Annotated in this window: 20 protein-coding genes; 11 read left to right on the plus strand and 9 right to left on the minus strand. The window is 39.0% G+C overall.

Annotated features, from left to right (window positions below; genetic code table 11):
- Positions 1–100: 100 nt before the first annotated feature.
- The 5 genes from IPO46_12645 to dnaK all read left to right on the plus strand — a co-directional run bounded on the left by IPO46_12645 (position 101) and on the right by dnaK (position 5,582).
- Positions 101–733: a hypothetical protein gene (locus IPO46_12645; protein QQS62906.1), complete on the plus strand. Its 633-nt coding sequence runs from the start codon at positions 101–103 to the stop codon at positions 731–733.
- Positions 734–862: 129 nt separating this feature from the next.
- Positions 863–2,503 carry an ATP-binding cassette domain-containing protein gene (locus tag IPO46_12650; protein QQS62907.1) on the plus strand — a complete coding sequence of 547 codons (1,641 nt, stop codon included), beginning with the start codon at positions 863–865 and terminating at the stop codon, positions 2,501–2,503.
- A 66-nt stretch (positions 2,504–2,569) separates the two neighbouring features.
- Positions 2,570–3,040: a hypothetical protein gene (locus IPO46_12655; protein QQS62908.1), complete on the plus strand. Its 471-nt coding sequence runs from the start codon at positions 2,570–2,572 to the stop codon at positions 3,038–3,040.
- A complete protein-coding gene (locus IPO46_12660) occupies positions 3,041–3,544 on the plus strand; it encodes a GtrA family protein (GenBank protein QQS62909.1) in 504 nt (167 codons plus the stop codon). It begins immediately after the preceding gene.
- Positions 3,545–3,671: 127 nt separating this feature from the next.
- The gene (gene dnaK, locus IPO46_12665; protein ID QQS62910.1) at positions 3,672–5,582 is read left to right on the plus strand and encodes a molecular chaperone DnaK; all 1,911 of its coding nucleotides are present in this window, start codon (positions 3,672–3,674) and stop codon (positions 5,580–5,582) included.
- Between the two features lie 143 nt (positions 5,583–5,725).
- On the opposite strand, the gene IPO46_12670 is transcribed toward dnaK, so the two are convergent.
- The gene (locus IPO46_12670) at positions 5,726–7,288 is read right to left on the minus strand and encodes a hypothetical protein (protein QQS62911.1); all 1,563 of its coding nucleotides are present in this window, start codon (positions 7,286–7,288) and stop codon (positions 5,726–5,728) included.
- Positions 7,289–7,316: 28 nt separating this feature from the next.
- Positions 7,317–7,952, minus strand: coding sequence for a hypothetical protein (locus IPO46_12675; GenBank protein QQS62912.1), 636 nt, complete (start codon positions 7,950–7,952; stop codon positions 7,317–7,319).
- A 226-nt stretch (positions 7,953–8,178) separates the two neighbouring features.
- On the opposite strand from IPO46_12675, the gene IPO46_12680 reads away from it, so the two are divergent.
- Complete coding sequence (locus tag IPO46_12680; protein QQS62913.1) at positions 8,179–9,657, plus strand: proline--tRNA ligase; 1,479 nt, start codon at positions 8,179–8,181, stop codon at positions 9,655–9,657.
- An 8-nt stretch (positions 9,658–9,665) separates the two neighbouring features.
- Here the strand turns inward: IPO46_12680 and IPO46_12685 are convergent, their stop codons facing one another.
- The 4 genes from IPO46_12685 to IPO46_12700 form a co-directional block, all read right to left on the minus strand.
- Complete coding sequence (locus IPO46_12685) at positions 9,666–10,448, minus strand: enoyl-CoA hydratase/isomerase family protein (GenBank protein ID QQS62914.1); 783 nt, start codon at positions 10,446–10,448, stop codon at positions 9,666–9,668.
- 18 nt (positions 10,449–10,466) lie between these two features.
- Complete coding sequence (locus tag IPO46_12690; GenBank protein QQS62915.1) at positions 10,467–10,880, minus strand: cobalamin B12-binding domain-containing protein; 414 nt, start codon at positions 10,878–10,880, stop codon at positions 10,467–10,469.
- Positions 10,877–12,397, minus strand: coding sequence for a glutamate--tRNA ligase (locus IPO46_12695; protein ID QQS62916.1), 1,521 nt, complete (start codon positions 12,395–12,397; stop codon positions 10,877–10,879). Before IPO46_12695 ends, IPO46_12690 begins: the two co-directional genes overlap by 4 nt.
- A gap of 103 nt (positions 12,398–12,500) precedes the next feature.
- The gene (locus IPO46_12700; GenBank protein QQS62917.1) at positions 12,501–13,343 is read right to left on the minus strand and encodes a hypothetical protein; all 843 of its coding nucleotides are present in this window, start codon (positions 13,341–13,343) and stop codon (positions 12,501–12,503) included.
- Between the two features lie 74 nt (positions 13,344–13,417).
- On the opposite strand from IPO46_12700, the gene IPO46_12705 reads away from it, so the two are divergent.
- Positions 13,418–14,050 (plus strand): polysaccharide deacetylase family protein, encoded by a 633-nt coding sequence (locus IPO46_12705; GenBank protein ID QQS62918.1) that lies wholly within the window; start codon positions 13,418–13,420, stop codon positions 14,048–14,050.
- A gap of 160 nt (positions 14,051–14,210) precedes the next feature.
- Positions 14,211–14,984, plus strand: coding sequence for a TatD family hydrolase (locus IPO46_12710; protein ID QQS62919.1), 774 nt, complete (start codon positions 14,211–14,213; stop codon positions 14,982–14,984).
- A gap of 54 nt (positions 14,985–15,038) precedes the next feature.
- On the opposite strand, the gene IPO46_12715 is transcribed toward IPO46_12710, so the two are convergent.
- Complete coding sequence (locus IPO46_12715; protein ID QQS62920.1) at positions 15,039–16,229, minus strand: T9SS type A sorting domain-containing protein; 1,191 nt, start codon at positions 16,227–16,229, stop codon at positions 15,039–15,041.
- A 52-nt stretch (positions 16,230–16,281) separates the two neighbouring features.
- On the minus strand, positions 16,282–17,937 hold the full coding sequence (locus IPO46_12720) for a hypothetical protein (protein ID QQS62921.1): 1,656 nt from the start codon (positions 17,935–17,937) through the stop codon (positions 16,282–16,284).
- A gap of 267 nt (positions 17,938–18,204) precedes the next feature.
- On the opposite strand from IPO46_12720, the gene odhB reads away from it, so the two are divergent.
- The 3 genes from odhB to IPO46_12735 are packed head-to-tail and all read left to right on the plus strand — an operon-like array spanning position 18,205 to position 21,870.
- Positions 18,205–19,428 (plus strand): 2-oxoglutarate dehydrogenase complex dihydrolipoyllysine-residue succinyltransferase, encoded by a 1,224-nt coding sequence (odhB, locus tag IPO46_12725; GenBank protein ID QQS62922.1) that lies wholly within the window; start codon positions 18,205–18,207, stop codon positions 19,426–19,428.
- 42 nt (positions 19,429–19,470) lie between these two features.
- Positions 19,471–20,640 (plus strand): Fmu (Sun) domain-containing protein, encoded by a 1,170-nt coding sequence (locus IPO46_12730; protein QQS62923.1) that lies wholly within the window; start codon positions 19,471–19,473, stop codon positions 20,638–20,640.
- A gap of 48 nt (positions 20,641–20,688) precedes the next feature.
- The gene (locus IPO46_12735) at positions 20,689–21,870 is read left to right on the plus strand and encodes an acetyl-CoA C-acyltransferase (protein ID QQS62924.1); all 1,182 of its coding nucleotides are present in this window, start codon (positions 20,689–20,691) and stop codon (positions 21,868–21,870) included.
- Between the two features lie 17 nt (positions 21,871–21,887).
- On the opposite strand, the gene IPO46_12740 is transcribed toward IPO46_12735, so the two are convergent.
- Positions 21,888–23,168 carry a Y-family DNA polymerase gene (locus tag IPO46_12740; protein QQS62925.1) on the minus strand — a complete coding sequence of 427 codons (1,281 nt, stop codon included), beginning with the start codon at positions 23,166–23,168 and terminating at the stop codon, positions 21,888–21,890.
- Positions 23,169–23,186: the final 18 nt, after the last annotated feature.

The raw sequence follows: 23,186 nt of genomic DNA on the forward strand, positions 1-23,186 counted from the left end.
TTAACTTTATAATTAATGTGAGGATTCATTGAGGTTGCTGGCACAAATATTGTAATTCATTAAAACGATTTCATAATTTTTAAAAAAATTCAGATAGCAAATGAAAAAACTGATGTTACTGCTGGTTACAGCATTTATAGTGGCTGGCACACAGGCACAAACCAAAGAAGAAATTGAAAAACGTAAAGCTGCCAAAGAAGAGCAGGCAAAACTTACCAGCGACCAGGCAGCTATAGATAAAGAACAGGCTGTGCTGGCAGAACAGGCAAGGCAGGAGAAAATTAAAATGTTCAAAGATTCTGTAATGGCAGAAACCAGGGCGCAATGGGTAAAAGACAGTTTACGCTCCATACAGGACAGTTCCAATAAAGTACAGACAGAAAACGACAGGCTTAGTACAGAAAAATACCTTGCCGTAGATAAAAGCCGAAACGATGTGTACACGGCAGCCGGCCTTTCCGATTATGAAATGCAAAAAGTGAAAGTTATCAATTCCCAGTACTATGCCCGTGCAAAAGCTATTAATGCAGATGAATCAATTGCTGGTGATATTAAAAGCAAGCGTCTTGCTGCTTTAAATAAAGAAAGGCTTAAAAAAATTAAAGCTACTTTAGGTGGCAAAAAAGCAAGCGCTTTGGAAAAAGCAAGAAAAACCACAGCCCAAAATGCTGAAGATTCCGACAGCCAATGGCTTTATGAAATAGATAGCACAAAGGGCAAAAAGAAATCATAATATAGTATAATAAAAGATTGATTGAGCTAAATCCCGGCCATAAAGGTTGGGATTTTTCTTTTTCGAATATAAAGATGTAGTGAAAAATAGCTTAAAATTTAGTACCTTTGCGCCCATTTTTAATGTATTATGATTAATGTAAATAATGTAACCCTTGCTTTTGGTAAAAGGGTTTTATTCGACGAAGTAAATATCAATTTTACCAGGGGAAATTGCTATGGTATTATAGGTGCAAATGGAGCTGGCAAATCTACCTTTTTAAAAATTATTAGCGGCGATATTGATCCCAATAAAGGAAGTGTAGACATTACACCCGGCGAACGTATGGCCGTACTCAATCAAAATCAGTTTGCTTTTGACGAGTGTACTGTATTAAATACCGTATTAATGGGCCACAAAAAAATGTGGCAGGTGATGCACGACAGGGATGCTATTTATGCCAAAGAAGATTTTACAGAGGCTGACGGAATTAAGGCAGGGGAACTGGAAGAACAGTTTGGTGAAATGGGTGGCTATACTGCCGAAAGCGATGCAGCAACCTTTTTAAGTGAGCTTGGCGTAAAAGACGAATTGCAGCAGCAGTTGATGAAAGACATAAGCGCAAATTTAAAAGTAAGGGTATTGCTGGCACAGGCGCTTTTTGGTAACCCCGATATACTTTTACTGGATGAACCTACCAATAACCTCGATGTGGAAACCATCGGCTGGTTAGAAAACTTTTTGGCAGACTATGAAAATATTGTGCTTGTGGTAAGCCACGACCGTCACTTTTTGGATGCCGTATGTACCCATGTAGCCGATGTGGACAGGGGGAAAATTAAAATTTATACCGGCAACTATACTTTCTGGTACGAAAGCTCACAGCTTGCAGCAAGGCAATTGACAGATAAGAATAAAAAAATGGAAGAAAAGCGCAAAGATTTGCTCGATTTTATTGCACGCTTTAGCGCCAATGCATCAAAAAGTAAGCAGGCTACCAGCCGTAAAAAAGCCCTGGAAAAACTAGTAATTGAAGATATTCAACCCAGCAACAGGAAATACCCCGGAATAATTTTTAAGCAGGAAAGGGAAGTGGGAAATGAAATACTTAAAGTACAAAACCTTTCCGCATCCGTTGATGGGAAATTATTGTACAGTAAACTCAATTTTGATGTACAAAAAGGCCAAAAAATTGCCTTTATAAGCCGGGAGCCTTTGGCGCTTACCAGTTTTTTTGAAGTAATTAACGGAAAAGCAAATGCCGGTTCGGGAACTTATGAATGGGGAACTACTATTACTACAGCTTATTTACCCAACGACAACAGCGAATACTTCAGTGGCGTAAACCTTAACTTAATGGATTGGCTAAGACAATATGTGCCTTCACATGTTACCGATGTAGATGAAGATTTTTTAAGGGGGTTTTTAGGCAAAATGCTTTTTAGCGGAGATGAAATTTTAAAGAAAACCAATGTGCTGAGCGGAGGGGAAAAAGTACGCTGCATGTTAAGCAAAATGATGATCCAAAACCCCAATACAGTAATTTTGGATGAACCTACAAACCACCTCGATCTGGAAAGTATCATTGCATTTAACGACAGTATGCTTTCTTTTTCCGGTATTGTATTATTTACCACACACGATCACCAGTTTATGCAAACCGTTGCCAACAGGATTATAGAAATTACACCCTATGGAATGATTGACCAATTGATGGCTTATGATGAGTACCTTGCAGATGACCGGATAAAAAAGCTAAGAGAAGAAATGTACGGTGAACCCGTATTATAAATCGGTTTTATTTTTTGGCACAGTTTTTAAACGAATTATCAATAAACCTTTGAAAATAATATAATCATGAAATTGAAATTTTTTATTTGTTTTATTGCAATGTTTACAATGCTTTCAATTGCATCTGCCCAAAAAAACATTACCTCGCAGGAATATACTACAGCGTTGGGTGTAAAGTTTTATCCTGGTGCCATCTCTGTAAAGCACTTTTTTAAACCTTCTGCTGCCATTGAAGGCCTTGGCTATTTTTGGAACAAAGGTATGCGAATAACCGGCCTTTACGAGTTTCATATGGATATTGCCAATGCCGAAGGATTAAAATGGTATGTAGGCCCTGGTGCTCATGTGGGTTTTTACAATAATAAATATTATAAGGGTGGCACTTCAGTAGGAGTGGATGGCGTAATTGGCCTGGATTATAAATTTAAAAATGCCCCAATTAATGTTTCTTTGGACTGGCAACCTTCTGTAGAGTTTAGCGACTACGACGGTTTTAGCGGCAGTTGGGGTGGGTTGGGCATTAGATATGTTTTTTAAATGAAAGCAATAATCACATCAGTTATTGATTTTTTTTATCCTTTATTTAGGAAAATAATGCCTTTGCAAACTTTTAGGTATGCAGCCTGCGGTGGATCCAATGCATTATTTGGCCTGATTATTTACTTTTTTACTTACTGGTATTTTTTTAAAGGCGCAATTGTAGATATTGGTTTTTTTGCCTTTGAACCGCATAGCGCAGCACTTTTTCTTTCTTCAATAATTACATTTTTAGCAGGCTTTACGCTAAATCGTTACGTGGTATTCACAACATCTAAGCTTAAAGGCAGAATACAGTTGTTCAGGTATTTCCTTTCCTTTGGCTCCAACCTGGTTATTAATTATGCATTACTTAAACTAATGGTTGAAAAATTCTTTTGGAACCCCGTTTTCAGCCAGCTTTTTACCATTTGCATCGTAATAATATTAAGTTATTTTACCCAGCGTCACTTTACCTTTAAAGTACATAAAGACGGTCATACAGAATTTACCGATTTGCAATAATCTTAAAGTAGAAATCCATCTATTTAACTGCATGTATTTCAATTTACTGCCATTTTTGCACTCAAAATTGCATTGGCATAAAGATTGACAATATTCGGTTATAAACAATTTAAATAAATTAAGATATATGGGCAAGATAATTGGAATTGACTTAGGAACCACAAACAGTTGCGTTGCCGTAATGGAAGGTAACGAACCCGTTGTAATTGCCAACGATGAAGGGCGCCGTACAACGCCTTCAGTAGTTGCTTTTTTAAAAAATGGCGAACGTAAAGTTGGCGATCCGGCCAAAAGGCAGGCTATTACCAACCCGGTAAACACTATTATGAGTGTAAAAAGATTTATGGGCCGCCAATTTGATGAAGTAACGGAAGAAAGCTCACACTGGAGTTACAAAATTGCAAAAGGCGACAATAATACAGTGCGAATTGATATTGATGGCAGGCTTTATACACCGCAGGAGTTGAGCGCCATGATCCTGCAAAAAATGAAAAAAACCGCCGAAGATTATCTTGGGCACGAAGTAAACGAAGCCGTAATAACCGTACCTGCATATTTTAACGATGCACAGCGTCAGGCTACCAAAGAAGCAGGCGAAATTGCCGGGCTTAATGTTCGGCGTATAGTAAACGAACCTACTGCCGCTGCATTAACCTATGGCCTCGATAAAGGTAAACACGATCAAAAAATTGCTGTATTTGACCTGGGTGGTGGTACTTTCGATATTTCTGTGCTGGAACTTGGCGATGGCGTGTTTGAAGTAAAATCTACCAATGGCGATACACACTTAGGTGGGGATGATTTTGATAAAGTGATTATGGATTGGCTTGCCAATGAATTTAAAACCGAAGAAGCCATTGACCTTCGTAAAGACCCAATGGCATTACAGCGTTTAAAAGAAGCTGCTGAAAAGGCAAAAATTGAATTGTCTTCTTCTTCAGAAACAGAAATTAACCTGCCGTATATCACTGCCGTTGATGGCGTTCCCAAACACCTGGTAAAAAAATTAACCCGTGCAAAGTTTGAATCGCAGGCCGATAAATTATTCGACCGTTGTCTTAAGCCATGCGAAGCAGCACTTAAAGATGCCGGGCTAAATGCAGCTCAAATTGATGAAGTAATATTGGTGGGTGGTTCTACACGTATCCCAAAAGTTCAGGAGCTTGTAGAAAAATTCTTTGGCAAAAAACCAAATAAAGGTGTAAATCCCGATGAAGTAGTAGCCGTTGGCGCTGCTATTCAGGGCGCTGTACTTACTGGCGAAGTAAAGGATGTATTGTTGCTCGATGTTACTCCTTTGAGCCTGGGTATTGAAACCATGGGCGGTGTAATGACGAGGTTAATTGATTCCAATACAACCATACCCACAAAAAAATCAGAAACCTTTAGCACAGCAAGCGATAACCAGCCCGGTGTTCAAATTCATGTGTTGCAGGGTGAAAGACCAATGGCAAACCAAAATAAAAGCCTGGGTACTTTTAACCTCGATGGCATACCGCCGGCTCCACGTGGCTTACCGCAAATTGAAGTTACTTTTGATATTGATGCTAACGGTATTTTGCATGTAACCGCAAAAGACAAAGGCACAGGCAAAGAACAAAAAATTACCATACAGGGTGGTAGTGGCCTTAGCAAAGATGAAGTAGAAAAAATGAAATCCGAAGCTAAAGCACACGAAGCAGAAGATAAAGTGGCAAGGGAAAAAGTAGATAAAATTAACCAGGCCGATAGTTTAATATTCCAGTCAGAAAAACAATTGAAAGAATATGGCGATAAGATACCAGCCGATAAAAAAGGCGGTATTGAAAGTGCACTTAACAATCTTAAAGAAGCGCATAAAGCACAGGATATTGCTGCAATTGATACACATTTAGCAGCATTAAATACTGCATGGACGGCAGCCAGCGAAGATATGTATAAGGCAACACAAGGCGAACCACAGCCAGGCGCCCAACCCGAAGCGGGACAGGCGCAACCAGATGCTAATACTTCAGGCGGCGAAAATGTAACCGATGCAGAATTTGAAGAAGTGAAATAAGCTTTTAAATATTTTGAAATTAAATGCCCGGGTTACCGGGCAATTTTTTTTGCAAGAAATCTGGTGAAGGATAATTATATTTTAAAAAATTTAGCTGTTCAATAAAAAGGCCGGTAAGTTAAACCGGCCTTCTTGTATTTATTTTATTCCCAAAATTTCCAACCAATAGTAGCGGCAATCATTCCCGATTTTTGCCGTTGCGTAGCATAATAAGGGTTGCTCCTGTCTTCTAGCCTGTAGGGATAATTAACATCTTTTGTTATAGAATGGATGTAAGTAAGGTCAACAAAAAAGCCTTTATTGCGGTAGCCAATGCCGCCTGATAATAATGTTCGGCTGGCTTTATAAGTTTTATCTGCATAAGGGTTGCCGTAGTATGCAAAGCCAAGCCTTGTCATAAATGTATTAAACTTTAATTCTCCACCCACACGAAAATTAAAAGCGCCTTTATAGTAATCTTTAATCACATCATTTAAAGCGGTATAGTATTGTTTGGATCCTGTATTTTTAGAACCACTTTTGCCAAACCTGCTGCCTTTGTAATTTACATATTCCACATCAGCAGTTAAAAAACCACGTTGCTTTTTTACATTTTCAATTTCACGAAAAACATATGATGCACTAAAAATGGCTTTCCATGGGGTAAACTGCCTGTAATTGGCTTCTCCGGCTTCGTTGTTGGTAAAAAGTAAAGAACTAACAGAAAAATTTTCCGCATTGCCTGCAGTGTCTTCTAAAATGGTATTCAGGTTTGCGGTTCTCTCATCTTTTAAAAAAATAAATGATGCAGTGTGTAAAGCCAGCCCCAGCCTAAAATATTCTGCAGGGCGATAAATAGCGCCCAGTTTTACATTAAAGCCCACTCCGGTAGTGCGGTATTCATCTTCGTAGCTAAAAGATTGAAATCCGTTTTTGGTATTTCCGCTTGCATCTTTTTCCGTTACCGTAGTGGTGCTGGTAAAATCTACAATAGGTATGCCAAGCGTTCCTCCAAAAAGCCATTTGTCATTGGTATTAATGGCTCCGCCTAGGGCAAGTTCATACAACCCACCTTGGGTTTCTTTTAAAAAACTTTGTTGCAAGCTGCCGCCTGCATCCAGCAATTGTTCTGGCGCTGCTCTTACCTGGCTAATTCCATTGCTGGTATCAATGTCAATCAAATAGGTATAATATGCCGGTGCCGCAGTATAAGGTAGGGGAGATAAAGTGTTTAATAACTCATCTGTGCTTATTCCGCTTTTGGCAAATTCTTCGGCAAAGGTTTCAGAAAAAGAACTATAATCATTGATGCCTTTGTAATAAACCCGGTTATTAAAGTTTGCCGTTTGCGTAATGCCAATTGAAAAGGCGCTACTCTTTTTTCCTTTTTTATTTGAGCCTTCACCAAAAATAACACCGATAGTCCCTAAAGCAAATGCATTTTTGCCGGTATCTTTCGGGTTATTTATAAAAGTAGCCGCATTTTTATTAAATGAAAACTGTGGAGAAATTACAAACTCATTGGTTCGGTAAAACCCAAGCCCAGCTGGGTTTACATAGAGTGCACTTATGTCCCCACCTAAAGAGCCCATTGCTCCGCCAATGGCCAAACTCCTTGCCGTTCCGGTTTGTGGGTACCAACTGTATAATTTGGCATCTTCGGGTACCTGCGAAAATACTTGCCTGCCAATTAATAAAATAATACAGAATATAAATATTTGCTTCATGTATTTTCGTTTTCCTGTCTGTTGTAAATTAATTTCTCGATGGCCTTGAAATGCTTTGGCCTCCCGAATTGCTTCCGCTTCCAGAAGAACCCGATGAGGATGGGTTGTAGCTCCTGTTGTTATTTCCACCATCGTTATCATCGGAATTGTTCTTTCCAATGATCCTTCTTACCACCTTGTTTCCCGAATTTGTATTGCTGTAAGCTTTTGTTGAGCTGATGGTTGAGGATTTTGTATTGGATGGCTGTGCAATTTTTACCGAGCCGTTATTGTTGTAATAACTTCCCAGGCCGGTCATACGGGGTGCATGATTTTTGGGATTTACCGCTGGACCATAAAAATATACAGGGGCAGGGTAGTAGTATGGGTTATAATAATAGCCATGATTGTAACCATAATAATAAGGGCTGTAACGATAGCTGTAATAATCATAATCATCATCAATATACCTCCAGCGATAATCATAAGCCTTCATTCTTATTTGTCTTTCTTCTCTGTCGTTGTAGCGGGAATAGCGGTTATTGTCCTGTTCAATATATCCGGATCTTTCATTGGCCGGAGAATAATAAACATCGTCCGGTGTTTGCCCGCTCTTGTATGCTGTTCCACAACCTGCAATAATTGCAGTAATTACAAAAGCGGTGATTAAAAATTTACTTTTCATGGCAAAATCATTTTAGGGCTAAGCCCGGTTAAAATTTTCGTCTGTACAAAGTTGCAATTTCTCTATATTAAAAGACCTGATTTTTTCTTTTTGGATGTTAAATATGTGCTAAATGCAAACTTTGCGCTTGCGCATGAAGTCCGTAATTTTGCAAAAGTTTTTCAAAAGGACGAAAACTTAAAATCAGTAGAAACCACCTTTAGGAAATTAAGGGAAATATAAATTTATGAGCAAGGAAATTACATCAAGAAAGCAGGATTATTCTCAATGGTACAATGATTTGGTAATTAAAAGTGGCCTGGCAGATTACAGTGCCGTTAGAGGTTGCATGGTAATTAAACCATATGGCTATGCTTTGTGGGAGAATATGAGGGATGAGTTGGACCGTATGTTTAAAGAAACCGGTCATGTAAATGCTTACTTTCCGCTTTTTGTTCCAAAAAGTTTATTTGAAGCAGAAGAAAAAAATGCCGAAGGCTTTGCAAAAGAATGTGCAGTAGTTACGCACTACAGGCTTAAGGCTGATGAAAATAATAAAGGTAAATTAATTGTGGACCCCGAAGCAAAGTTGGAAGAAGAATTAGTTGTGAGGCCAACCAGTGAAGCCATTATATGGAATACTTATAAAGACTGGATACAATCTTACCGGGATTTACCAATTTTAATAAACCAATGGGCCAATGTGGTGCGCTGGGAAATGCGTACCCGATTATTTTTACGAACAGCCGAATTTTTATGGCAGGAAGGCCATACTGCACATGAAACTAAAGATGAGGCCGTGGAAGAAACCATAAAAATGCTGCATGTTTATGCAGGGTTTGCAGAAAACTATATGGCATTACCGGTTATTAAAGGCGTAAAATCTCAAAGCGAAAGATTTGCAGGTGCTGAAGATACTTATTGTATTGAAGCACTCATGCAGGATGGTAAAGCTTTACAGGCAGGCACTTCCCACTTCCTGGGCCAAAATTTTGCCAAAGCATTTGATGTGCAATTTTTAAATAAAGAAAATAAAAAAGAGTACGTGTGGGCAACAAGTTGGGGCGTAAGCACCCGGCTGATTGGCGCATTAATAATGGCACATAGTGATGACGATGGACTTATTTTGCCCCCAAAAATCGCACCGCTGCAACTGGTAATTGTGCCTATTTATAAAGGCGAAGAAAGTAAAGCAGTAATTGATGCAAGGGCAAATGAAATCATTAGTGGCCTTAAAGCTAAAGGTATAAGGGTTAAATATGATAATAGTGATAATGCAAGGCCGGGTTGGAAATTTGCTGAGTATGAAATGAAAGGTGTGCCGCTAAGAATGGCAATTGGCTTAAGAGATGTAGAAAATAACGTAGTGGAGCTTGTACGCCGTGATACCAAAGAAAAAGCATCGGTAAGTATAGAGGGTATTGATGTGTATTGCACTGAATTATTGGCAACCATCCAGCAAAATATTTTTAATAAAGCATTAGTGTTTACAAACGAAAATACCAGGAGCGCCGGTAACTGGGATGAGTTTATAAACCTGTTGGATGAACAGCCCGGCTTTATTAGCGCCCATTGGGACGGTACTGCTGAAACAGAAGAAAAAATTAAAGAAGCCACAAAGGCTACTATACGTTGCATTCCATTAGATGCAAAATTTGAAGAAGGGAAATGTATTTTTTCCGGCAAGCCAAGCAAGCAAAGGGTGTTGTTTGCAAGGGCTTATTAAGCCACAAATTATTTTCCTTTAAATTCAGCTTTTCTTTTTTCAAGGAAGGCGCTGGTGCCTTCTATCATATCTTGCGTGCCAAAGCAGAAGCCAAAAGCTTCCACTTCATTTTCAAACCCATTGTAGTTGCCCGAAGTTGCTGCATAATTGACGCATTCAATTATTTTTGCAATGGATAGCGGGGCTTTGTTGTTTATTGTTGCCAGCAATTCTTTTGTTTGGGTTAATAATTCGTCTTGTGTGGTAACGTAGTTTACCAAGCCAAGCCTTAGGGCTTCCTGGGCATCTATTAATTGTGCCGTCATTTGTAATTCCATACTTTTGCCTTTGCCAATAAGTTGTGTAAGCCTTTGTGTGCCACCATAGCCTGGTATAAGCCCCAGGTTTACTTCGGGTTGACCAAATTTTGCATTTTCACTGCAAAGCCTAAAGTGGCAACTCATGGCCAGTTCGCATCCTCCACCAAGTGCAAAGCCATTTACTGCGGCAACAAAAGGTTTGGGGCTATTTTCAATTTTTAAAAAAACTTGTTGTCCCCTTTCCGAAAGTTGTTTTGCTTCTACAATACTTAAAGGGGCAAACTCGGTTATATCTGCTCCTGCAACAAAAGCTTTTGAGCCAGAGCCGGTAATAATTGCCGATTTTATTGCTGCATTTTCAATTACTTCATCTGCAGCTTTATCCAGGTCATAAAACACTTGTTTATTTAATGCATTCAGTTTATCGGGCCGGTTAATGGTTATAAGTGCAATATTATTTTCAATTGTAAAAAGTAAGGAGTCAAAAGTCATAATCGTAAAAAATAAAGTTTAAAAATTTCTTTTTTGAGTAACCTGTTCTTTTATATAACCGGCAATTTCATGGGTATGAGTTCCGGGTGCAAATAATTTTCCACATCCTAAATGGTACAAGTGTTGTGCATCTTCGTCGGGTATTATTCCTCCTCCGGTTAATAAAACATCCTGCATCTCTTTTTCCTGCATCAGTTGCAGGAGTTTTGGAAAAACGGTCATGTGTGCACCGCTGAGTATGCTTACACCAATGGCATCTACATCTTCCTGCAAGGCAGCATTTACAACCATTTCAGGCGTTTGCCTTAGGCCGGTATAAATTACTTCCATGCCGGCATCTCTTAATGCAGTGGCAATTACTTTTGCGCCTCTGTCGTGGCCATCGAGGCCTACTTTGGCTACTAAAACCCTTATGGGCCGGTTGGTTATCATGTGTTCAGTAAATTTAAGGCATTTTTAATTCGCTTAATCGTTTCTTCCTTACCAATCATTTCGGCAATGGTAAATACGGCAGGGCCAAATTTGCCTCCTACCATCATTATTCTCAAGGGCAATTGTAATTCCCCGGGCTTTAAATTTTTTTGCACTGCCATATTTTTAAATTCCATTTCCAAATTATGGCTATCCCATAGTGTAGTTGATGAAAGCCATTGTATATATCCTGAAAAAAAATCGCTTTTTTCTTTTTTCCATTTGAGTTGAATGGCAGTAATATCCAAAGTTTCCGGGGTTTTGAAAAAATACGATGATTGTTCGTAAAAGTCAGACATCAAAGTACATCTTTCTTTAACTAAGGAAATTACTGCCTTTAAATAATTTCGGTTTGCAATATCAACTCCTTTTGATTTTAAGATTTCTGCAACCCTGTTGCTGAGCTCTTCATGATCTAATTTTTTTATCCATTCCTGGTTGAACCATTTGGCTTTTTCGTAATCAAATTTTGCGCCGGCTTTATGCACCCTTTCTATGCTGAATTTTTGTATGAGTTCATCCAGTGAAAAAATTTCCTGCGTAGTACCATCGTTCCATCCCAGCATGGCCAGCATATTAATAAACGCTTCGGGCAAAAATCCTTTTTCCTTAAATCCTTCTGTAAAGTCATTGGTTTTAGGATCGGTCCAGTTCATGGCAAAAACAGGGAAACCGTATTTTGCGCCATCTCTTTTGCTTAGTTTGCCACTTGGCCCCAATATTAATGGAAGGTGCGCCCATTGCGGCATTTTGTCTATCCCAAATAAATATTTCCAAAGTAAAATATGCACCGGTGCGCTGCTCAGCCATTCTTCTCCCCTGAATGCATGCGTTATTTTCATGAGGTAATCGTCAACCACTACTGCAAGGTGGTAAGTAGGCATTCCATCTGCTTTTAATAACACTTTGTCATCCACAACCGAAGAGTCAAAAACCACCTCACCATGTATCATGTCATTAAAACGAATAGTTTCATTATCCGGAATTTTTATCCTTACAACATAGGCTTCACCGGCATTAATTTTCTTTTGAGTTTCAGCTTCATCTAAGGATAATGAATTTTTCATTTTCATCCTTACCTTACTGCCATATTGCGGGGAAGGGTTCTCTGCTGTTTTTAAATCGTTGCGCATTTTTTCTAATTCACTGGTGCTGTCAAATGCATAATACGCAAATCCTTTTGCGATTAATTCCTTTGCATATTTCAGGTATAAATCTTTTCTTTCACTTTGGCGGTAAGGGCCAAAAGCGCCACCTGCCTGCGGGCCTTCATCGGGCATTAAGCCGCACCACTCCAGGCAGTTTGTAATATAGGTTTCTGCACCGGGTACAAAACGGGTTTGATCGGTATCTTCAATGCGTAAAATAAATTCGCCGCCATTTTGCCGGGCAAATAAATAATTGTATAAAACTGTTCTTACGCCACCAAGGTGGAGGCCACCTGTAGGGCTTGGTGCAAACCGGGTCCTAATTTTCATTTAATTTAAAAAATATTATGGCTGCAAAGATAAGCATACCAAAAGCCAATAAAAAAGCTGCCCAATTATTTGAGCAGCTGAATATTGTTTTTTTAGAATTTGCCTAGGGAAGTTGTATAGGGAAGGGATTGCCCCCGTCAATTGAAATGGTTGCAATATTATCACAAGCACCATTGCCGTAATTAATAATGGCATAATGTTGCGGCCCTTCTACTTTAAGTCTGCCGGCTACTATATGATGGCAAATAGTTTTGGTTAATAATGCCTCTAAGATGGTATAGGAACGGGTAATGTTATTTGAATTAACTACTGTTCCTGAACCTGTGGTTTCAAAAGCATCATCAGATGGAATGAAAGTGCCCATGCCCTGTACCTGTGAAATGGTTTTTAAGGCATTATGCACCCACCAGTTTCCGTTTGGTGCTGTAATTTTACCGGCTACAACTTGCCTTGTCCAGCTACGGTGGCCCGGTGTACTAACGTTTGTCCAGGTAATTGTGCCTTCCCGTTTAAATCCGTTTACAAAATAATTGTCAAAGGTAAGTACCGCTGTTGACCCGGTTAGGCGTAAGGAGTCACTAAGTACAAAAATCATTTTACCACTTCGGGTAACTCCGGTATTGGGGTTGGTACATCCACTGCCAAAGTCAAGGGTAATGGTTTTGGGAAAGCCAGATGTAGGCGTTACCGAAACAGTGGCGCAAACAAAGTTTGTGGTTTGTCCGCCCCCGGTAAGTTTTCCCCCGGAAAGGTTTTCTTCGTCTGTAATTGAAAATAAAACAGCATTGTCATCTTCTACCATAATATCGGTAGTGGCTTGTTTATTGCTCAGGTCTGAGGTAATGGCTATTTCATCACCTGGGTTTGTGCTGTCATCTTTTTTACAGGCTGTAAATGTAATTGCAGCCAAAGCCAGCATAGCAATTGAGATTTTTATTGTTTTCATAATGTATTTTTTTTGTTAATCTATGACGAGTGGTTTATTTGAAGGTTTAATGGAAATTAAAATAAATTTGCTGCATGTATTATTTTATTAAAACGCCTTTCTGGGCCAAATTAGTATTTCCTGGTTTGGTTTGGAAAATGCCTGCAGGATATAATAGGATTTATTTAACATTTGATGATGGGCCTCACCCAGACATAACTTGTTTTATATTAACTGAGTTAAAGAAATACAATGCTAAAGCTACTTTTTTTTGTGTGGGAGAAAATGTTTTTAAATTTCCCAACGTATATAAAAAGATACAGGATGAAGGACACGCAATTGGCAACCATACTTATAATCATTTAAATGGCTGGCGAACTGAAACAGATGTTTACCTGGAGAATGTTGAAAAAGCGCAGCATTTGATAAAAGGGAAATTGTTCAGGCCGCCTTATGGAAAATTTACAAAGCAACAACAAAGAATAATTTCATCGCCACGCTTTGCTTTAAATAGTATAATGTGGACTGTGCTGAGTGCTGACTTTGATAGTAATATTTCCGGACAACAATGCTTGAAGAATATGGTTACTCAAGCAGAAGACGGATCTATTATTGTAATGCATGATAGTGAAAGGGCATGGAAAAACCTTGAATATGCGTTGCCACGGGCTTTAGATTTTTTTTCGGAAAAGGGTTTTTCTTTTGAAGCAATAACAGGAAATGGCTAAAAATAAAATGGGCCTGGGTAGACACCCTGGCCCGTTTTTAATCCGTACCCTATGAAAACTGATGCCAAGATACGGAGAGCTTTAATATTAACAAAATATTTTTTTAAAATTTTTATAAAAGTATAGGTCATTTTTAAAAACTTAAATTTTCATTTTCGCCATGATCATTGATACTCATTGTCATTTGTACCTTCCGGAGTTTAAAGAAGATGTAGATAACATGTTGAAAAGAGCTGTGGATGCTGGGATTAAGCAATTTTTTCTCCCGGCAATTGATGGTTCAACCCATAACGAAATGATGGAGATGGAAAAAAAATATCCCGGAAAATGTTTTTCCATGATTGGTTTGCACCCCTGCTCAGTAAAAGAGAATTATTTATATGAGTTGGATCATATAAAGTTGCTTTTGGAACAAAGGCAATTTGCCGCAATAGGTGAAACAGGGCTCGATTTTTACTGGGATACCCAATTTGCAAAGGAGCAGTACAAAGCCCTTGAAAATCAAATTGTAATGGCATTACAGTTTAATTTACCCATAGTGTTGCATACTCGTAGTGCCATGCAGGAAACCATTGATGTAATTAAACAATATCGGGATACAAAGCTTAATGGCATTTTTCATTGTTTTGGAGGAACACTACAAGAAGCCAGACAAATTATTGATTTGGGTTTTTACCTTGGCATTGGCGGAGTAGTTACTTATAAAAAATCGGGCCTGGAAGAAACTTTAAAAGAGATAGATTTAAAGCACCTCGTACTGGAAACGGACGCCCCTTATCTTTCACCAGTGCCCTTTAGGGGAAAAAGAAATGAGAGCAGCTACCTTACCTATATAGTAGCAAAAATTGCAGAGATAAAGCAAGTAAGTATTGAAGAGGTGGCCAGGGAAACCACGACTAATGCAGTAAAAATTTTTGAAAAAAGCTTTAAATAAAAAACCCCTTAAAAAGTAAGAGGTTTTTGAAAATTGAATAAAGCCTATAATAAGTTAACGGGCAATTATAAATTTCTTATTGAGCAACAATTCTTTATTGGTACTAATAATCCTGTATTCTCCCGAAGCAAATTTGCTGCTATTAATATAAATATTATTGCTGCCAATGTTTAAAGTAGTTTCAAGCTGCTGTACCAGCGAACCTTTAGCATCTATTACCTGTAAAGTAGTTTTTATCATCTTTGCAGATTTAATAGCAAGGGTTACCTGGTCTCTGGCAGGCACAGGGTAAACAATTGCAGTAATGGCGTTTCGGGTTTCGCAGGTTGAACGTAGTACCTGTGTTTCACTTATATGCCCGTCGGTATCGTACAACCTAATTTTATATAAAGCGCTTCCGGCTTCAATATCAAGGTATTGATAACTGCGGTTTACTGTAGAATTTCCAGCAGCATTTTTTCTGCCAACAGTTACCCATGTTGTTCCCCCATCAACGCTTTTAAGTATATCAAAATAGTTGCTGTTATTTTCACTTGTTGTACCCCAGCTTATAGAAGCGCCATTGGTTAAGCAGGAAACAGAAGCCTGGCTAAAGCTCACTGGTACTGCTCCTGTAATTGCCAAAGGAGTTTCGTAAGTAAGCGTATATGCCGGATATTCATTTCCATCCGGATCGGATATAGAATAAGTATCAAACCGTTTTGGCTTTGGATCAGTTGAACTTGAACCTGAATTGGTAATCACATAACCACCTTGTGGAATGCTTACTCCTTTTGTCCACATGGTAATGGTTAATACATCCATCCATGTATTCAATAAGGTAGTGGGGCTGCCCGATAAAGCCCCGGCAGTTCTCCGGTCATATACTTCTCCTGAAACGTTTTGTGTAAAAATGTTACAATGATTAAATGCGCCAAACTGAAATCCATTTGCTGACCATGGAGCCTCTACAAAAACATTAGCAGGGTTGGCAACTATAACACAACCTGGATTTGTTGGGGGCATTAATAAAGCAGACTGGTAGCTAAAGCCAATTGACAAAACATCAATATTAGGAATGTTTGCTCCCCTGGAACGTATCTGGAATTTAAAAGTAGCAATGCCTGTAGCAGGCCCTGCACCATCAGGATCAGTAGCGGTAAAAGTTGCATCTGCTACCCTCCATTCGCAATCCTGGGCTTTACTTTGTATAAATGAAATAAGTAAAAAGCAAGAGACGAATAATGTAAGTAATATTTTTTTCATCGAAGTATAATATTTCAGGTAAAGAAATTTAATTGTTAGAATGTTTTTTATTTTATTCCGGCAAACTAGATTTGGCAAACTTTATAGTGTTTGGTGTATAAATGGTTTGAATATGTTTCCCCTGGCTGCTGGATCCCGATTGAGAAAGCGTATTGTTGGCAATACTTAAATCAGTACCATTTATTGAGGCACTTAAGTTTATGTCGGTTAAAATATAACCTTCTGCAGAAACCGCAATTGCGTTTTTAATTACACTTAAATCGGTTCCGTTTACAATATTATTTTTATTGGCATCCCCAGCCCACATTCCATACTTTCCCGATGCACCTGCAAGCAATACAACAGGGTCAGAAGTAGCATTAATATTGTCTTTAAAATTATTTGACAACACTGTAAAATCGTTGGCAAAACTTCCGGTAACATTTGAGGTGATCAAATTACTCAAAATGCCCAAATGGTTTCTATGCCGTATAGCAATAAAAGCATCTCCCTGTTTTGAAATGTCAAATGAAATAGGCGTAACGCCATCTACATCCACTATAGTTCCGTTGTTCAGTAAAAAACCTGCTTTTCTTCCAACTATAGTACCCGAAGTAGCATTTTCGGGCAAGGCTGGCGTGGGTTTCCTTAATTCTACCAGCACCCAATCTACAACATTAGCATTGGGAATAGGATTTGCAGCTTCTGTTCCAAAATAATTAAAAGGAGAAACATTATAGGGCTGGCCTGTTTGAATTATATTATTTATGTTCATGCCGGTATTCATTAAAGAAGTGCTGCTGTTCCATGGCCCACGTAAAATTGCCGTAGCATTCATGGTATATTTTGCATCTGCAAGCTTCCACTCATTGGCCAATTCGGTTGTAGTAATTCCGGCATATTGTACATAATTATTAGTAGCATCTTTTGTGAGTGAACTAAGTTTGCCATTCCATTCTGCTCCAGCAAGTAAATACCATGGAGTAAGGCCAGGTTCGGTATTGGTATTCAATTCACCATCAATATATGCAAAGCGTACATCCGAAGTAAAGCTACTCCCGTCAGGCGTTGTAAATTGAAATAGCCTTTTTACTTCTCTTTCATTTAATGAGGGGTCGCCTCCTCCTGTTTGAGGAATCATATTTACCATAAAAGATGAAGGAGCAGAGCCACCGTTTGTGGTAACCTGCATATTGGGTTGGTTAAATACAACTGTTGTTCCGTTTGCCCAACCAGTCCTGCTTACACGGCCAGTAATTTCTCTGCCTGCGGCAAAATTAAAAACTGCGCTTACAGGTGCAGCAAAAACAAAAGCTGTATTTAATGGATCGGTGGTTACATTGCCGGAAAGATAATCCAGCTTTGTATTTACAATAATATTAGAACCCAATGTTACATTATTGGCATTAGCCGTTTTATTTACCATTAAATAATTAACCGTAGAACTGCCTAAGCTGAGTGTTACATTATTTCCTCCGGAAAGTATTAATGAGTCATCATTTGTACTTGTATTATAGGAGCCAGAATTTGTAAAATTACCTTGCACTTCAATTTTACCATCATTAGTAATAATTCCCGAATTGTTTTCTGCATTTCCCTGAACAAAGATTAATCCGCCGGGTTGTATGCTAACGGTAGCACCATTGTTATAAAACTGGGCAAAACCCTGGAAACTGATTAAGCATAAAACGAATGCAAAGAAAAAAGATGTTTTTTTAAACAGTATCATAACAGATTTATTAAATATAAGGTTAAAGCTATTACTTTTTTATAATACGAATTTTCGAAACTTAGTAAATGGTGGCTTTAAAAGAGTAATTGGTAATTTAAATGTTGGCCCGTTTCAAAGGTGATTGGAAAGTAAAAATACATTAATTTCTCACATTTCCTATCACATAAATGGGTGAAATTTATTTATTAAACGTTCATATTGGGTATTTTGTGCGTAAATAAGTAGTTTTTATCCGAAATTTGTAAATCATAAATGTAAAATTCAATGGCAATTGATATAAAAGTACCTACAGTTGGTGAAAGTATAAATGAGGTTACCCTGGTAAAATGGTTAAAGAGTGATGGCGAATGGGCTGATAGAGATGAAGTTATAGCAGAATTGGAGAGTGAAAAAGCCACTTTTGAAATAAATGCAGAAAAAGCAGGAGTTATTAGGCAGATAGCAAAAGAGGGCGATAACCTGGCCATTGGTGATATAGTAGCCAGCATAGATACAGAAGCAATACAGCCAGAAACCCCAAAAGCAAAAGCACCAAAGGCTGAAAAAGCCTCAGTAACTGAGAAGAAAGAAATAGCAATAGAACCCGTAGAGCCAGTAACTGATGATACAAAAGCTTCTCCTGTAGCAGCTGCAATTATAGCCGATAAGAAAATAGACAGCAAAAACATTACGCCCAGTGGATCCAATGGAAAAATCTTAAAACAGGATGTGCTCGATATTCTAAATAACCCTGGTAAAAAGCCTGGTATTATTGCTTTTAGCCGCAATGAAAGGGTAGAAAAAATGAGTAACCTGCGAAAAACGGTAAGCCGCAGGCTGGTAGAGGCAAAAAATACTACAGCAATGCTCACTACTTTTAATGAAGTTGATATGGGCCCTATAATGGAAATTCGCAAAAAATTTAAAGATAAGTTCAAAGAAAGCCATGGTGTAAATCTTGGGTTTATGAGCTTTTTTACAAAAGCTTGTTGCTTTGCATTGCAGCAGTTTCCATCGGTTAACGCTTATATAGATGGAGAAAGCATTATTTATCATGATTATTGCGATATTTCTATTGCTGTGAGCGCACCAAAGGGCCTTGTAGTGCCCGTAATTAGAAATGCAGAAAGCCTGGATATGGCAGGCATTGAAGCTGCAGTGGTGGAATTAGCAACAAAAGCAAAAAACAATAAACTTACTATTGAAGAAATGTCTGGTGGAACTTTTACCATTACCAATGGCGGCATTTTTGGCAGTATGATGAGTACGCCAATTATTAACATACCACAAAGCGCCATTTTAGGAATGCATAATATCGTAGAAAGACCAATGGCAGTAAATGGCCAGGTTATTATAAAACCTATGATGTATGTAGCATTAAGTTACGACCACCGCATAATTGACGGCAGGGAATCTGTTGGCTTCCTGGTGATGGTAAAGCAAATGCTTGAAAACCCATCCCAATTATTATTTGGAAAAGATCCTGTAGAGGCGTTGCTGCATTTATAAATTGAATCAACTTTTTGCCCGCTAAAAAGCGGGTTTTTTATTATGGGTTTTTACCATCATTACCTTGCTACTGCTTTAAACATTATTGCTGTTTATAATGGCGATAAGCCATTGGAATTCCATTTGAAAAAATATTATTCCCTCAATAAAAAACATGGATCAAAAGACCGTAAAGTAATCAGCGATATTTGCTATTCCTATTTTAGGGCAGCACAGGCTTTTGGCAAAGGGTTAAATGAAGAAAATATTATTAACTGCTTTTTTCTTACACACCAAAGCGAACACCCGCTATTGCTGCAGCTTAAGCCAGGACTCAATTCCAGGGTAATAGAAACGGTGGGTGAAAAGTTGAAGTATTTGGGGATTGAACCACAAAAGATATTTCCATTTTTTTCTCTTTTGTCAAATGACTTTAAAAACAATCCTTACTATTTTTCTTTTCTGAACCAGCCAGATGTTTTCCTTCGCATAAGACCCGGTAAGAAAACAGTGGTATTACAAAAGCTGGATGAGAACAATATTGAATTTATACAAAAAGATGAAGAGTGTATTGCTTTAAAAAATGCTACGCAACTCCAAAATATTTTAGTGGCAGATAAAGAAGTGATAATACAGGATTACAGCTCACAGCAGGTGCTCAAATACCTGGACGGTTTACCGCTGGAAAATAAAAAATGGAAAGTTTGGGATTGCTGCTCGGGGAGTGGTGGAAAATCACTGTTACTTTATGATAAACTAAAGGCAAACTTACAACTTCAAGTATCGGATATAAGGGAAAGTATTTTAAAGAATTTATCGCTAAGGTTCGGTGTGGCAGGTGTTAAGGCGTATAAAACTTTTGTTGCAGATTTAACGGCAGAAAACAGGCCTATTGTAAATGAATTTTTTGATATTATTCTTTGCGATGTTCCCTGCAGCGGCAGCGGTACCTGGGCCAGGACGCCGGAGCAATTGTTTTTCTTTAACGAAAACAATTTAGCGGGTTTTACCCAACGCCAGCAACAAATCCTTTCTCATGCTATATCCTGCCTGGATAGCAATGGTTTGCTATTTTATATCACCTGCTCAGTATTTGCTGCAGAAAATGAAAACATAGTGCAATGGGCCCTTTCAAAACATAACATAATCTTACAGCAACAGCAGTATTTTAAAGGCTATTTGCAAAATGCCGATAATATGTTTGTAGCAGTATTTAAAATGCGGCCTTGTTAATTTTTCCTGCGGCTTTATGCTTAAATTTGCAAATAAAAACAGGCAATTATGAAGGAAGTTTATATTATATCGGCGGTGCGTACACCCATTGGTAGCTTTGGGGGCAGCTTAAAGAGTTTTTCTGCAACCAAATTAGGCGCTGTGGCCATTAAAGGCGCACTGGAAAAAGCAGGTATTAAAGCCGATCAAGTGCAGGATGTACTTATGGGTTGTGTATTACAGGCCAATCTTGGGCAGGCGCCTGCACGCCAGGCCGCAAAATTTGCCGGCTTGCCCAATGAAGTAAATTGTACTACGGTAAATAAAGTATGTGCCAGCGGTATGAAGGCCATTGCACAGGCAGCCCAAAGTATTTTATTGGGTGATGCAGATATTGTGGTTGCAGGCGGCATGGAAAGTATGAGTAATGTGCCTTTTTATAGTGATAGCATCCGTTGGGGAAATAAATATGGTAATGTAGGTCTTACAGATGGCCTTGCCAAGGACGGCCTCACCGATGTATATGACGGTAAAGCCATGGGAACTGCAGCAGAACTTTGTGCGAAGGAATGCAATGTATCAAGAGAAGACCAGGATGCATTTGCCATTGAAAGTTATAAGCGTTCACAGGCTTCTGTAAATTCAGGAAAATTTGAAAACGAAATTGTTCCTGTAGCCATACCACAAAAAAAAGGTGAGCCAGTATTATTTGCAAAAGATGAAGAGCCATTTAATGTAAAGTTTGAAAAAATTCCGGAGTTAAAAAGTGCATTTCAGGCCGATGGAAGCGTAACCGCCGCCAATGCCAGCACTATGAACGATGGCGCTGCCGCACTGGTTTTAATGAGCAAAGAAAAAGCAGATAAACTTGGCCTTAAACCTATTGCTAAAATTTTGGCTTATGCCGATGCAGAGCAGGCGCCTGAATGGTTTACCACCACACCTGCACTTGCAGTTCCAAAAGCAGTAGCCAAAGCCGGTTTAACAATGGATGATATTAATTACTGGGAATTAAATGAAGCATTTTCTGTAGTAGGTATTGAAAACGCAAGGCGTATGAAACTGGATGCTTCTAAGGTGAATGTAAACGGTGGTGCCGTTTCTTTAGGTCACCCTTTGGGCGCAAGTGGCGCAAGAATTATTGTAACACTTATAAATGTACTCAAGCAAAATAAAGCCAAATACGGCGCTGCCGGTATTTGTAACGGTGGAGGAGGGGCAAGTGCAATGGTGATAGAAAATATGAACTAATTTTTTTGCTGCAAATTTCAGGTAAGGGTAAACAGTTCGTTCCATCTTGTAGTATAGCGTGGGCTGCGTAGTTCCTGCCGCATTTTCCAATTGCGCCGGGTGCCGCTTGCGGCAAATTTTAGTACGTCGTTGCCCTGGCTGAAATTTATATTGTCTATCATCTCCATCAGTTTTCTTTCATTATTTTTTGTTGCGTGGCAAAATAAGTTTGCCTGTATGGATGTGGCGGGTACCAATCCGCTCAGCATTACGCCGGCCTTTTTGTAAGTGCGGCCTTTTACATATAACTTTTCCGCTAAAGCCACAGCATATTTTATTAATTCGTTGGTAAAGCATGTAGCCATGGGAAGTGTTGCAGACAAGCTGTACATTTCTCCCCTGAAACCGGCATTGCTCTTTTCGCTTTTGGCCACTACAAATACGCTGATATTTTTGGCGGCGCTATGCTGGCGCCTTAGTTTTTCTGCCGCCCTCGATGTGTAGGTAGCCACGGCTTCTTTAATTTCCTGCAGGGTTTTTGCCGGTTGCCCAAACATTCTTGTAGTGGCAATCATTTTTTTTACAACCAGTTCATCCTGCATTTCTCTTGCCGTTTCTCCCCTCAGTTCCCTGATAAGTCTTTTGCCTACTACGCCGCCCAGTTCTTTTGCGGCAAAATTTTCGCTCATGCCCTGTAACTGCCAGGCATCATAAATGCCCCAGTTTTCTTTGAGTTTTTGGGCATACTGTGCGCCTATACCCCATATTTCGTTTACCGGCGTTTGCTGCAGCGCTTTTTTTATTTCCGCCGCATCATTAAGCACCACTACGCAGTTGCTGGCTATTTTGTTTTTTTTGGCAATACGGTTGGCCACTTTGCACAATACTTTTGTGGGTGCAATACCTACGGATACTTTTATGCCCGTCCATAGTTCCACTTCGTCCTTTAATTGCAGGCCGGTAGTATAGAGGTTGTGGTTGGTAAAAAGCGAAAGGTTGAGAAAAGCTTCATCTACCGAATATACTTCTACATTTTCCTTACCTATCATTTGCCTTAAGGTTTCCATTACACGCCAGCTCAGGTCGCCGTACAAATTATAGTTTGAGGAAAACACTACCACCTTATTTTTTTCAATTACCGGCTTTGCCATAAAGTATGGCCCGGCCATGGGAATGCCCAATAGCTTGGCTTCATCACTTCGGGACACAATGCAGCCATCGTTGTTGCTTAATACAATTACCGGTTTTTCTGCAAGCTGCGGAAGAAACAGGCGTTCGCAGGCACAGTAAAAATTGTTGCAGTCGAGTATGGCTTTCATGCTCACTATAAATTGCCG

This window comes from Chitinophagaceae bacterium (genome assembly GCA_016699815.1).
Classification (GTDB): Bacteria; Bacteroidota; Bacteroidia; order Chitinophagales; family Chitinophagaceae; genus Ferruginibacter.